Consider the following 13,557-nt stretch of genomic DNA (forward strand, 5'->3'; position numbering starts at 1 on the left):
CTGCCATTGGGTTTGTTCAAATCAAGCGTCTACAGCGCCTGTAAATCTTCCCCACGCATGCCCACCAGCAAGGCGCGCCCATCGGGCAGCACGCGGAACTCGCCGTAACGGGCCTTTTCCCAGCGCGCCGCCTCGCCCTCCTTGAAGAACCAGGCATCGCTGACCAGCACCCAGTTGCCATCTTTCGGCGTCAGCTCGAGCAGGAATTCGCCGGGCGCCAGCGCTTCCTTGGTGTAGGGGCGCAGCAATTCCGCCACGCCGCGCGCATCGCGCCTGGCCACCACGAGGGGCCGGCCGGGCGCCCTCTCCACGCTGGCCAGGGTGGACAGGACGCCCAGGTTGACGAAATTGAGGCGCATGTAATCGCCCTGCATCAGCGAGCGGGGATCGACGGGTTCCAGCGCCACGAAGATGGCGTCGCCCTTGGCGATCAGCTGCTCTTTTTGCCAGATGCCGACATTGGCCACCAGCAGCACCAGCAGCAAGCCCGTCAGCACGCCCAGGCGGACATGGCGGCCCTGGGCGGGCCCGCCCGAGGGTTTGCTTTCCACCAGGTGCAGCACGGCGCCGCGCGTGGCCAGCCACGACAGGGCGCACAGCACGGCGCCGGCCGCGGCCAGCAGCGCCGCCTTGCTGGCCAGCGGCCAGGTCAGCTGGTAATAGAAACTGCCGAGTATCCACGCGGCCGCCAGCGCGGCCGCCACGGCCACGCGCGAACGCCCGCTCGTCAAACAATACGCGAGGATCAACAGCACGGGACCGAGCGCCGGCATGCACCACGCCAGCATGATCAGCACCAGCGCCACGCCGATGGCGGGCAACTGGCGCAACGCCGGCCAGCGCCATCCCGTCCAGGCGGCGGCGGCCGTGGCCAGCACGAGCGACACCCCGTTCAAGGCCTGCGCATACCAGGCAGCGCCCTGGTGCCTGGTCACTTCACGCGCCACTTCGCCCGTAAAGCCACCACCCACGACACCGCCCAGCATGAAGGTCATGCCGGACCAGAAGACCAGCCCCAGCAAGATTGCCAGGACCCAGCCCGTCGACAGCGATTCCAGGAAGGCGGCGACGGGCGCGCCGCGGCCGTCGTTGAAGGCCTGTTTCTGCAACCAATGCACGCCCAGCCACAGCGCCAGGGCCAGCATCCAGGCGAAATACAGCTGCATGGGGTCGTTCTCGAAAATCCAGTCGCGCGTGCTGTCGACGATGCCCAGCCCCAGCAAGCCGCAGGCGACCAGGCCCAACAGCACGCGCAGCCAGTCGCGCGGCAAGGCGGCGGCCACCACCAGGCACGCCAGGCACAGCAGCAGCGACGCCGTCTGCGTGGAACAGTCGCGGTACAGCGCATAACCGAGCAAAGCGCCGCCCACCAGCAGGCAGGGCAAGGCCATTTGCTCGAGAAACAGCGCCACGCCGCGCTTGCGGATCAGCAGCACGGCCGCCAGCAGCACGATGGCGGCCACGATATACGCGCCGGGGCCGCTGCGTATGACACTGTCCAGGGCCGCGCCCAGCGCAAGCATCAGCGGAATGGCGGCCAGCCAGGCGCCGAAGGCCGTCATCAGCACCAGCGGCCACGGCCGTACATCCTGCACGGGACGGGCGGCGCCGGGCGGCAACAGGCCGGCGCGCGTGGCGTCGTCGATCAGGGTGGCGAGCGCATCGGCTCGTTGACGATGAATATTGTTCATGCCGTCTCCCGGCGCGTGCGCCACAGAATGCCTTTCACGGTCAGCGCCAGCAGCGCGGCGGCCAGCAAGCCCAGCATGACCAGCTTGTCGAGACCACTGGCACCGTCGCTCAGCAGCATGCGCATCAGGCCAGCCACCAGCAAGAGATTCAGGCCCAGCGCGACGACGCTCAGGCCGAACACGTCAAAGTAGCGGCGCGTGGACAGCAGGATACCGGCGACGGCCAGCAAGCCCAGTCCGGCCCAGTACGGCGATGCGACCTTATCGCCGAACAGGCCGCTGACAGCCGTGCCCGCGATGATGTAGGTGGCGAGTAGCAGGCCCAGGCGCAAGGCCCAGCTCCCCGCGCCCGTCCAGCGCGCCAGCAGGGGCGAGACGAATACGCACGCGGCCAGCACGACCAGCCAGCCGATGAGGAAAATGGACAGAGCGCTAGAATCGACGCGCCAGCTGTGGTGCGCCTGGGCCCGCATCCAGAGGACGGCGGCGGTAGCCAGCACCAGCATCCACGGCGTCCACAGCACGTCGCTGCGCGCCACCAGGCACAGGGGCAAGGCCAGCGCAGCCCACAGGGCGAACAGCTGCCACGGATCGGCGCCCGTCTGGTAGGTCTGGCCGAAATACGCGAACAGGCCGCCGATGGCCAGCAAGGCCAGCAACAGCAAAGGCACGCGCGCCCTGGGCACGGCGAACGCGCCCACGCAGGCGGCGGCGAACACCCCTTGCAGCAGGGCAAAGCGGCCCATGCGCCCCAGGTCTTCCCAGTTGGCGGCGACCCAGCAGATCAAGCCCATGCCCAGCAGCGCGGCACCGAGCACGGCCACGCCGCGCGGCAGCCAGTAGGCCAGGCGCGCCGGTTCGCGCTGGAAGCCAGCCACTTCCTGCAATTGCCGGGTTTGTTGGGCATCGAGCGCATGGGCCGAGGCGAGTTGGTACACGGCGAGGCGTAAATCCATCGTCTGCTTTCAGGTTGATTGGTAGTAGGAAAGCGTCAGCGCTCGACGCTCACGCCGCGCCAGAAGGCGACGTGGCCGGCAATTTCTTTGGCGGCATCCTTGGGCTGGGGGTAGACCCAGGCCGCGTTGGCATTGACGGCGCCATCGACGACGAGGTCGTAATAGCTGGCCGTGCCCTTCCACGGGCAGACGCTTGTATGGCTGCTGGGACGCAGGCAGGCCTGCGTCACTGTAGCTAAAGGAAAATACACATTGTTTTCAACGACTTGCACCTGCGCATCGGTGGCTTGCGCGATGACGGCGCCATTCCAGCGGGCTATTGGCATTTGGCTATCCTCCTTCTGCGCCGAGTGTAGCCGAAAATGCCCGCCATGGCGCGCGCCATTGGCACCTGGCTTAAGCGCCGCTGATGATCTGGCGCAAGGCTTGCTCGAACACTTCGGGCGGCTGGCCGCCGGAAATCAGGTGGCGCTCGTTGATGATGACGGCAGGCACCGAGTTGATGCCGTTCTGCTGGTAGAAACGCTCTTGCGCGCGCACCTCGTCCGCATAGGCGTTCGATGCCAGCACCTCGGCCGCCTTCACGGGGTCGAGGGCGACCTTGCCGGCCACGGCCAGCAAGACCGCGTGCGAGGACGGATCCTGGCCTTGCGTGAAATACGCATCGAACAGCGCCATCTTGAGTTCCTTCTGGCGCCCTTCCAGCGCGGCCCAGTGCAGCAGACGGTGCGCATCAAACGTGTTGTAGATGCGGCCGCGCTTGTCCATGGCGAAGGTAAAGCCCAGCTGCTCGCCGCGCGCGCGGATCGCTTCGCGCGACTGCGCCATCTGTTCCGGCGTGGAACCGTACTTGCGGGCGATGTGTTCGCCGACATCCTCGCCTTCAGGCGGCATATTCGCGTTCAGTTCGAAGGGCTGGAAGTGGATCTCGGCCTGGACCGTGTCTTGCAGCTTGTCCAGTGCCTGTTCCAGCGATTTCAGGCCGACCACGCACCAGGGGCAGGAAACGTCGGAAACGAAATCGATACGGACGGGAACGGGTGTGGCGGAGGAGGTGGGGACAGTCATGGTGGGCAGCCTTTGCGCGAGTCGGTGGCGGCCGCACCGCGCGGCGCCGCAAGCACAGCATATGCGTGCGGGCCGCGGGAAATCAAGCGCTTACTTCTTCTTGACGGGCGCCTTGGCCCCATCCTTCTTGCCGCCGATCTTGCTTTCTTTGCCAGAGAGCAAGTTAGCGATGTTCTGGCTGTGGCGGTAAGCGAGCAGCACGCTCATGACGATGACGGCCAGCAAGATCGGGTCGACGCCGAACAGCAAGCCATAGTAAAACGGCGCGAACAGGGCCGCCACCAGGGCCGCCAGCGAGGAATAGCGGAAGGCATAGGCGATGATCAGCCAGGTGGCCAGTGTCGCCAGGCCCAGCCAGGGATTAATGCCCAGCAGCACGCCGAGCGCCGTCGCCACGCCCTTGCCGCCGACGAAGCGGAAGAACACGGGCCACAAATGGCCGAGGAAGACGGCGATGGCGACGAGGGCCACGGCCGTGTCGCCCACACCGAGGGCGCTGGCAAAGTGGTCGGCCAGGAACACGGCCAACCAGCCTTTGGCGCCATCGCCCAGCAGGGTCATGATGGCCGCGCCCTTGTTGCCGCTGCGCAGCACGTTGGTGGCGCCCGGATTTTTCGAGCCATAGGTGCGCGGATCGGCAATGCCGTAGACCTTGCTCATCACCACGGCAAACGATATCGAGCCGAGCAAGTAAGCGGCCACTGTCATCGCCACGGTTGTCATTACTGGATTCATTTCTTCCCTTTATTGTGTTTATTGCATCAGCATCGAGGCTGGCGCAGCAGAATATACACCAGCGCCCCGCCTACGGACAGGGCGGGGCCAGGTTTTCTTCATCGGACACTTAATCCTGCAGGGCGCACTGCACCGGCTTGGCGTTCAGTAAATCGAGCAGCACCTGCGGCGCCAGCGAGACGAGAAAACCGCGTCGCCCGCCATTGATGTAGATGCGCGGCAATTCCAGGATGGACTGCTCCACGTACACGGGCATGGCCTTCTTCGTGCCGAAGGGCGACGTGCCGCCGATCATGTAGCCAGAATGGCGCTGCGCCACTTCGGGCTTGCACGGCTCGACGGACTTGCAGCCGATGCCGCGCGCCAGGTTCTTGGTCGACACCTTGCAATCACCATGCATGAGCACGATCAACGGCTTGGCCGCCTCGTCCTGCATCACCAGGGTCTTGATCACCGCGTGCTCGGGCACGTTCAGCTCGCGCGCCGAGACGCTGGTGCCGCCATGCTCCTCGTACGGATACGGGTGCTCGTCGAAGGAAACGTGATGCTTGCGCAGCAACTGCGTCGCCTGGGTTTCGGAAATATGCTCTTTTTTAGCCATGCGTGATACGCTGATCGTTCAGTGAGGAGTGCTAATTATGCAGCAAGAAATCCGCTTTGCCACATTCAATGTCTGCAACCTGGCTCCCGCCGGGGCGAAATTGTATGACAACCTGGAACCGTTGAGCCCGGCGCAATACGAAGCCAAGGCGGAATGGACGGCGCGGCAAATCGACCTGCTCGACGCCGACGTGATCGCTTTCCAGGAAATTTTCTCGCAAGCAGCCCTGCGCGACGTGCTGTCGCGCACGCGCCATTACCACGCGGCCACCCTGGCCGGCCACGATGCGGTCGATGCCGCCGGACGCATGCTGCCCACGGTGGCGCTCGTGTCGCGCCTGCCGCTGGCCGGCGCCGGTGTTGCCTGGGCGAACTTCCCCGCCGGCGTGAGCGTGCCTGCCGACGACAATGCCGACCGCTTCGCCCGCGCACCGCTGCATGTGCAGGTCATCTTGCCTGGTGGACAACTCACCGATGTCGTCGTCGTGCATTTGAAATCGCGCCGGCCCGACTACCGCCATGGCGACGGCAACGATGCGGCCGCCTACGCGCTGGCCAACCTGCGCTCGCTGCAGCGGCGCGGCGCGGAAGCCGTCGCCCTGCGCGTGCTGGCAAGCGAACTGGGCCACAGCGGCCGTCCGCGCATCGTGCTGGGCGACTTCAACGACATCGCCAATGCCGTCACGACGGCCATCGTCATGGGGGCGGGCGCGCCGTGTGTAGCGGGCATGGAAATGCGCGCGCGCCTGTACGACGCCAACGCCATCCAGCTGCGCCAGGATGCCTTGCGCCACGTGGGCTACACGAATATCCACGACAACGCCTACATGACGATCGACCACATTCTCGTGTCCGAGCATTTTCATCCCGCCTCGCCGCGCGCCATCGGCGTGCTGCAGGAGGTGACTTATCTCAACGACCATTTGCTGCTGGGTCTGCCGCACGCCTCCGATCATGGCCAGGTGCTGGCCCGCATCAAGCTGCTGGGAAACATTGATTAGTTCAATAACGCCGCCAGCGCGCTGTCCTCGACTTGCACGCTGGCATAGCGTCCCTGGTATTGCTGGCAACCCTGGCCCCGCAGATAGGCCAGCTGCTGCGCCGTTTCCACGCCTTCGGCAATCACCGTCAATCGCAGCTCGCGCGCCATGGCGATGATGGTGGCGGCGACGGCCGTGTCGGACTCGCCTGCCGCGCCATCCGCCGTGGCGGGCAGGAACGATGGGTCGATCTTCAGCTTGTCCACCGGGTAGTGGCGCAGATTGGCCAGGCGCGAATAGCCGGTGCCAAAGTCGTCGATGGCCAGCCTGGCGCCCAGCGCCCGCAGCTGCGCCAGCACGCCGGCCAGGCGCGCGCCGCCCTTCATCAGCAAGGACTCCGTCACTTCCAGTTCCAGGCAACCGGCGGGCAGGCCCGACACGGCCAGCGCCTCTTGCACGCTGAGCAATAAATTATTGTGCAGGCATTGCGCCGGCGACAGATTCACGGCCACGCGCCAGTCCTGGCCCGCATCGTGCCAGGCGCGCGCGCGTCGGCACGCTTGCTGCAGCACCCAGTTGCCAATCGATACCATCAAGCCGCACTCCTCGGCCACGGCGATGAAGCGCTCGGGCGGCAGCAGGCCCAGTTGCGGGTGGCGCCAGCGCAACAGCGCTTCGGCGCCGACGATCTGCCCGCTGACGACCTCGAGCGCGGGCTGGAATTCCAGCACGAACTCATCGCGCCCCAGCGCTTCGCGCAAGCCTTGCTCCAGGCTGGCCCGTTCGACGATTTGCGCATTCATCTCGGCATTGAAAAACTGGAAATTGTTGCGCCCGTTTTCCTTGGCGTGGTACATGGCGACGTCGGCGTTGTGCACGAGCGCATCGATGCTGTCGCCGTCGCTGGGAAAGATGGCCACGCCAATCGAGGTCGACACCTGCAATTCGTATTCGCCCAGCTGATAGGGCTGCGTGACGGCATGCAGCAGGCTGGACGCCACATGGGCCACCTGGTCGATGCCGCCCACCTCGGCCAGGATGATGACGAACTCGTCGCCGCCATGGCGGCTGACCGTGTCGACGCCGCGCACGCAGCGCACCAGGCGCCGCGCCACTTCCTTGAGCAGCAAATCGCCCACGTGATGGCCCATGCTGTCGTTGATGTGCTTAAAGTGGTCGAGGTCCAGGTACAGGATGGCCAGCATGCTCAGCTTGCGCCGCGCGGCCGCCAGGGCCAGCGACAGCCGGTCCAGCAGCAGCACGCGGTTCGGCAAGTCGGTGAGGAAATCATGTTCGGCCAGGTGGCGCGTGTGCTCCTCGTTCTTCTTGCGCTCGCTGATATCGCTGAGGATGGCCAGGTAATTGCTCAATTGCCCCTGCAGGTCGCGGATGGCCGTCAGCGACAGCCAGGCCGGGTAGCGCCCGCCCGCCTTGCGCTGCCCCACGATATCGCCTTGCCAATAGCCGTTCGCATCGACCTCGTCCCACACGTGGTCGAAGAAGGCCGGCGCGTCCGGCTCCACGCCGTGCAGGACGAAAGGCTTGCCCAGCATGTCGTCCAGGCTGTAGCCGCTGATCTCGCTGTACGCGGGATTCATGCTGACGACGCGCTGCTGCGGGTCCAGCACGACGATGGCGACGCTGGCATGCTCGATGACCTTGACCGCCAGGTACAGGGAACGCTCGGCCAGTTTGCGCGAGGAAATGTCGCGGATCACGGCGTAAAACAGATAGGTATGGTCGAGCGTGACGGAAGTGAGCAGCACTTCGCCCCAGAACAGCTCGCCCGCGCACGTCTGATAGCGCCACTCGTAGCGGCAGTTGCCATCGGCGTGGGCCTGCGCCGCCAGTTGCGTGCCGCGCAACGCGGACAAGGCGCCATCGGGCTGGCGCAACGGTGAAAAGTCGCTGAGACGGCGCCCCAACAGGCGTTGCCGGTCTTCGCATTGAAACAGGGCAATGGCGGCCGGATTCGCTTCGGCGATATGCTCGTCGCGCAGCAGCACGATGGCGTCGGCCGATTTCTCGTACAGCTGGCGGAAATTGTCACCCATCAGCAACAAGGCGCCCTGCGCCGCGCCATCCTGGCCACTGGCCGTGATGTCGACATCGATGCACACCACTTGCCGCACGCGGCCGGACTGAATGACAGGAAACACGGTGGAACAGATGCAACGCGGCGCGGCCCCATCGGCGTCCAGCTTCCACAGGCGCATGCCGCGCGCCTTGCCGCTGTCCCACACGGCCGCCAAGTCGCCGGCAACCTCCTCGGCCACGGTGGCGGTGTCTGGCAGCGCGGCGGCCACCGTGGCCCATGGCTGGCCCAGCGCCAGCTCGGCCGTCACGCCATACAGGCGCGCCGCGCCCAGGCTCCAGTAGCGCACGATGCCGTCGCGGTCGATGCCGCGCACGGCCAGGCCCGGCGCCTGCTCGACGGCGGCGACGATGATGGACAGCAAATCGAGCGCCTTGGCGGCCGGCCCCGCCTGGGGTTCGGCCGCGGCCAGCAAACGGCCCGGCGACGGGGCGGCTCCGGCAATCCGATCAGACATCAGGCCCCCCGTGACGCGGCCACGCGGCAACCGGCGGGCGTATGACCTGTCCGGTGGCGCAACCATCCCGACCATTTTTGCGCGCCGGCGAATCGGCTTCTTGAGCATGCGCAAGCATCGTCACGCGCACGGCGCCGAGGCCGGCAGGGGTCTCCGGTCGCCGTTTTTTGCATTTCAGCCCCGATTTTGTGCAATCTGTCGCACGGCGATGGCGGCCGGACTTGAATCTTCCTAAAGTGGCAACATGCGCATCGCCGTGAACGGCCGCAGCGGCAGGCGTGTTGTCTGCGGCCGCCACGGTGATGCGCTACCCGAATTCCCCCCCGGCCAGCGAAAGGCCGGGTCCGCACCGAGACCTGGCGCCGAATCCCTGCGCCGCTCCTGACCAAAAAAACCTATGAAAAACGAGACCCTGCCCCCCGCCTCTCCCCTTGCCGCCACGCGCCGCCGGCGCTGGCGCACCCCCTTGCTGATCCTGGTCGTACTGGGCCTGGCCGGCGGCGGTTGGACGGTCATGCAATCGAAGCAGCAAGCGGCCAAGGCCGCCGAACTGCAGGCGAGCAAGAAGAAGGTGCAGGAAAAATCGCCCGTGCATGAGCTGGCGCAGGGCGACGTGGCCACCATCGATGCCCGCGCACTGAGCATCAGCCTGCCCCTGTCCGGTTCGCTGGCGCCCTTGACCCAGGCCACCATCAAGGCCAAGGTCTCCGGCGTGATTCAGGAAACGACCTTGCAGGAAGGCCAGTCAGTGGCCAATGGGCAAGTCCTCGTGCGCCTGGACGCGGCCGACCAGCGCGCCCGCCTGACGCAGCAGCAAGCCATGCTCGACGAAGCGCAGGCGCGATTGTCGATGGCCAGCAAGAATGAAGCGAACAGCCAGGCCCTGCTCAAGCAAAAATACATTTCGCAGACGGCTTACGACACGACGCAAAACTCGGTCGACCTGGCGCGCGCCAACGTCAAGTCCGCCGCCGCCATGCTCGACATCGCCCGCATCGCACTGGCCGACACGGTGATCCGCGCACCGATGGCCGGCATCGTCAGCAAGCGCCACCTGCAGGCCGGCGAAAAAGTCTCGCCCGACATGCCCGTCTACACCATCGTCAACCTGGCGCAGCTGACCCTGGAAGCGCCCGTGCCCAGCGCGGATATCCCCCGCATCAAGCTGGGCCAGGACGTGCATTTCAAGGTCGACGGCTTCGGCGCGCGCGACTTCGCCGGCAAGGTCACGCGCATCAACCCCACCACCGAGAGCGGCTCGCGCGCCATGCTCGTCTACATCGCCGTCGACAATGGCGATGGCGCGCTGCGCGGCGGCATGTTCGCCAAGGGCAGCATCGTCACCGAGCGCTCGCCCGTGGCGCCGCTGGTGCCGCTGACGGCCGTGCGCAATGACAAGCAGGGGCCCGTCGTGTATGCGCTGGTGAACAACAAGGTGGTCGCCCAGCCCGTCACCTTGGGACTGCGCAACGACGATGAAGGCTATGCGGAAGTCAAATCCGGCCTGGTGCCGGGCGCGAAAGTCATCATCGCCAAGCTCGATGGCGTCCAGCCGGGCCACGGCGTGACCTTCGCCGCGCCAGCCACCTCCCCCACCGCGCCCGCCACACCGGCGGCCGTGCTGGCACGGAAGGATTAAATCATGTGGATGACCAAAGTCAGTATTCAAAACCCCGTCTTCGCCACCATGGTCATGGTGGCGCTGGTGGTGCTGGGCATCTTCTCCTACCGCGGCCTGGGCGTGGAAAGCATGCCCAGCGTGCAGTTCCCGTTCGCCGCCATTGAAGTGAATTACCCGGGCGCCTCGCCCGAAGCGGTGGAAAACGACATCACGCGCCCCATCGAGGACGCCGTCAACACCGTCAGCGGCATCAAGACCATCCGCGCCAACTCGTGGGAAGGACGCGCCGGCGTCTACCTGGAATTCGAGCTGTCGACGAACATGGACAAGGCCATGCAGGACTTGCGCGACAAGGTGGCCCTGGTGCGACCGCGCTTCCCGAAGGAAGCCAAGGACCCGTTCATCGCCCGTGCCGAGGGCGACAACGAGCGTCCCATCGCCACCATCGTGCTCACCTCCGCCGGGCATGACCTGCGCGCGCTGTCGACCATGACGGAACAGATCATCAGCAAGCGCTTCCAGGGCGTGGCCGGCGTCGGCCAAGTCAAGCTGCGCGGCCTGCGCGCGCGCCAGATCCTCATCAGCATGAAGCCGATCGAACTCAATGCCCAGGGCATCGGCGTCGATGAAGTGATCCGCGCCATCCAGGCGACGAATACCAATTTGCCGGCCGGCTCGATCAGCCATGGCGCGGCCGAGCAGCTGGTACGCGTGGAAGGCAAGATCAAGGATGCGCGCGAGTTCGGCAAGATCATCGTCGCGCGCCGCGCCGTCGGCCCCGTCTACCTGGACCAGGTGGCCACCGTGGTCGACGGCGAACAGGAAGAGCTGTCGATCTCGCGCATGAACGGCCAGCAAGCCGTGACCATGGAAATCACCAAGGTGCAGGATGCCAACGTGGTGGAAGTGGGCACCGGCATCCTGAAAGTGGCGGCCGACCTGCAAAAGACGCTGCCGCCCGATATCAAGCTGCGCGTGCTGGACGACGAATCGGAACGCGTGCAAAGCCAGCTCAATAACGTCAAGCGCACCATCATCGAAGGCGCCGTGCTGACCATGGTGATCGTCTTCCTGTTCCTGCACTCGTGGCGCTCGACCATCATCACGGGATTGACCTTGCCGATCTCCGTGCTGGCCAGCTTCATCGCCATGAAGGCCTTCGGCTTCACCCTGAACTTCCTCACCTTGATGGCGCTGTCGCTGTGCATCGGCCTGTTGATCGATGACGCCATCGTCGTGCGCGAAAACATCGTGCGCCACCTGGGCATGGGCAAGAACCATTACAAGGCGGCCAACGACGGCACCAATGAAATCGGCCTGGCCGTGATGGCCACGACGTTCGCCATCGTCGCCGTATTCGTGCCCGTCGCCTTCATGGACGGCATCATCGGCCGCTTCTTCCTGCAGTTCGGCATCACCGTGGCGGTGGCCGTCCTCGTCTCCCTGTTCGTCAGCTTCACGCTCGACCCCATGCTGTCGTCCGTCTGGCGCGACCCCGTCAAGGACCGCTTCAAGTACGCGCCCTGGCTGGGCCGCTTCATGGCCTGGATCGAGACGGGCATCGACCGCCTGCACGTCTGGTATGGCAAGGTACTGAAAGTGGCCCTGCGCTGGCGCAAGACGACGCTGGCCACGGCCGTGGCGCTGTTCGCGGGCAGCCTGATGCTCGTGCCGATGATCGGCGGCGAGATGTTCCCGGAAACGGACCAGGGCTGGGTCAACCTGCGCTTCAAGACCCCCGTCGGCTCCAGCCTCGCCTACACGGATAGCAAAGTGCGCCAGATCGAAACGGCGCTGAAGGAATTCCCCGAGATCGACAGCCTGGTGGCCAACGTGGGCACGCAGGATGGCCGCAACACGGCCGAGGTGAACCTGAAGCTGACGGACATCAAGACGCACAAACGCCGCTCGCAGCAGGAACTGGAAAAGCTGATCCGCGAACGCCTGGCGCCGATCGCCGGCATCACCCTGTCGGTGGGCAACCGCCCCATCTTCATCGCCATCCTGGGCACGGATGAAGGCAAGCTCGATGCGGTGGCGCACCGCCTGATGGACAAGATGCGCACCATCAAAGGCCTGGCCGACATGGAATACAGCCAGGAAGGCGCCAATCCGTCGACCACCGTGAAGATCAACAACGAGCTGGCCAGCGACCTGGGTTTGTCTGTGCAGCAGATCGGCAATGCCCTGCGTCCGTTCGTGGCGGGCGACACGGTCAGCCACTGGCTGGCCAGCGACGGGCAAAACTACGACGTCAACGTGCAGCTGCCCAAATCGGGCCGCCAGAAGGTGGCCGACCTGGCCGACCTGTCGCTGGCGTCGAGCAAATTTGACGCGAATGGCAAGCCGATCATGATTCCGCTGCGCCAGGTGGTCGACTTCGTGCCGTCGTCCAGCCCGCAAGTGCTGAAACGCCAGGCCTTGCAGCGCCGCGTCGCCATCTATGCGGGCGTGCAGGGCCGGCCCGCCGGCGACGTCGACGCCGACGTGCAGAAAGCCATCAAGTCCATCGACCTGCCGCCCGGCGTGCGCTTCGACGTGGCCGGCAATGCGCAGCAGATGGCCGAGACCATGGGCGGCGCGATGATGGCGCTGGGGATCGCCGTGATCTTCATCTACCTGGTGCTGGCGTCGCAGTTCGGCAGCTTTTTGCAGCCGATCGCCATCATGGTGTCCTTGCCGCTGTCGCTGATCGGCGTGCTGGCCGCTCTCCTGATCACGGGCAGCACCCTGAACATCTTCTCCGTGATCGGCTTCATCATGCTGATGGGCCTCGTGACCAAGAATGCGATCTTGCTGGTCGACTTCACCAACCAGCGCCAGCGCGAAGGCCTGGGGCAGTTCGAGGCGCTGATGGAAGCGGGGCAAGTGCGGCTGCGCCCCATCCTGATGACGACCCTGGCGATGGTGTTCGGCATGCTGCCGATGGCCATCGGCATGGGCGACGGCGGCGAATCGCAGGCGCCGATGGGCCGCGCCGTCATCGGCGGCGTCATCACCTCGACCCTGTTGACCTTGGTGGTGGTGCCCGTCGCCTACACCTATCTGGATAGCCTGGGCAAGCGCGCCGCCCGCTTCTTCGGTGGCGGCGAGCACGCCGAATCCGCCGACGGCGGCAAGGCGCACGCCCACTGATCGACCGGTCGCCTTCACCGTCCCCGCATTGGCGGGGACGACGCGGCGGCTTCCTGAAGAGAGCTTCAGTTGACCAAAGCAGCCCCACTGACTAGACTGTCGCCGTTATCAATGATATGGAGTGACTCGTGGGTGCTTGTTCCAGTGACAGTAGTCGATTGACCATCGGCGATCGGCCTTAGGCAAGACGCGCGCATTCCGCCCGCCCTGCCCTCGGCA

General features: G+C 65.6%; 10 protein-coding genes. 3 read left to right on the forward strand and 7 right to left on the reverse strand.

Annotated elements, in window-relative coordinates; genetic code table 11:
• Positions 1-29: 29 nt before the first annotated feature.
• From GCN78_RS04090 to ybaK, 6 genes are all read right to left on the reverse strand, one after another.
• Positions 30-1,691 carry a GDYXXLXY domain-containing protein gene (locus tag GCN78_RS04090; RefSeq protein WP_152250532.1) on the reverse strand — a complete coding sequence of 554 codons (1,662 nt, stop codon included), beginning with the start codon at positions 1,689-1,691 and terminating at the stop codon, positions 30-32.
• The gene (locus tag GCN78_RS04095) at positions 1,688-2,647 is read right to left on the reverse strand and encodes a DUF2157 domain-containing protein (RefSeq protein ID WP_152250533.1); all 960 of its coding nucleotides are present in this window, start codon (positions 2,645-2,647) and stop codon (positions 1,688-1,690) included. Before GCN78_RS04095 ends, GCN78_RS04090 begins: the two co-directional genes overlap by 4 nt.
• Positions 2,648-2,682: 35 nt before the next feature.
• On the reverse strand, positions 2,683-2,973 hold the full coding sequence (locus GCN78_RS04100; RefSeq protein ID WP_152250534.1) for a DUF427 domain-containing protein: 291 nt from the start codon (positions 2,971-2,973) through the stop codon (positions 2,683-2,685).
• Positions 2,974-3,043: 70 nt separating this feature from the next.
• Positions 3,044-3,715: a DsbA family oxidoreductase gene (locus GCN78_RS04105; protein WP_152250535.1), complete on the reverse strand. Its 672-nt coding sequence runs from the start codon at positions 3,713-3,715 to the stop codon at positions 3,044-3,046.
• Between the two features lie 90 nt (positions 3,716-3,805).
• Positions 3,806-4,438: a glycerol-3-phosphate 1-O-acyltransferase PlsY gene (gene plsY / locus GCN78_RS04110; RefSeq protein ID WP_152250598.1), complete on the reverse strand. Its 633-nt coding sequence runs from the start codon at positions 4,436-4,438 to the stop codon at positions 3,806-3,808.
• 121 nt (positions 4,439-4,559) lie between these two features.
• Positions 4,560-5,051 carry a Cys-tRNA(Pro) deacylase gene (gene ybaK, locus GCN78_RS04115; protein ID WP_152250536.1) on the reverse strand — a complete coding sequence of 164 codons (492 nt, stop codon included), beginning with the start codon at positions 5,049-5,051 and terminating at the stop codon, positions 4,560-4,562.
• Positions 5,052-5,088: 37 nt separating this feature from the next.
• Here ybaK and GCN78_RS04120 point away from each other — a divergent pair, with 37 nt between their 5' ends.
• Positions 5,089-6,051, forward strand: coding sequence for an endonuclease/exonuclease/phosphatase family protein (locus GCN78_RS04120; RefSeq protein WP_152250537.1), 963 nt, complete (start codon positions 5,089-5,091; stop codon positions 6,049-6,051).
• Here GCN78_RS04120 and GCN78_RS04125 read toward each other — a convergent pair.
• Positions 6,048-8,582, reverse strand: coding sequence for a sensor domain-containing protein (locus tag GCN78_RS04125; protein ID WP_152250538.1), 2,535 nt, complete (start codon positions 8,580-8,582; stop codon positions 6,048-6,050). The two genes, GCN78_RS04120 and GCN78_RS04125, sit on opposite strands and share 4 nt — an antisense overlap.
• Before the next feature lie 397 nt (positions 8,583-8,979).
• Here GCN78_RS04125 and GCN78_RS04130 point away from each other — a divergent pair, with 397 nt between their 5' ends.
• Positions 8,980-10,221, forward strand: coding sequence for an efflux RND transporter periplasmic adaptor subunit (locus GCN78_RS04130; RefSeq protein ID WP_152250539.1), 1,242 nt, complete (start codon positions 8,980-8,982; stop codon positions 10,219-10,221).
• Between the two features lie 3 nt (positions 10,222-10,224).
• Positions 10,225-13,338, forward strand: a complete 3,114-nt coding sequence (locus GCN78_RS04135; protein WP_152250540.1) for an efflux RND transporter permease subunit — start codon at positions 10,225-10,227, stop codon at positions 13,336-13,338.
• Positions 13,339-13,557: the final 219 nt, after the last annotated feature.

The sequence above is a fragment of the Janthinobacterium rivuli genome, from assembly GCF_009208735.1.
Lineage (GTDB): Bacteria > Pseudomonadota > Gammaproteobacteria > Burkholderiales > Burkholderiaceae_D > Janthinobacterium.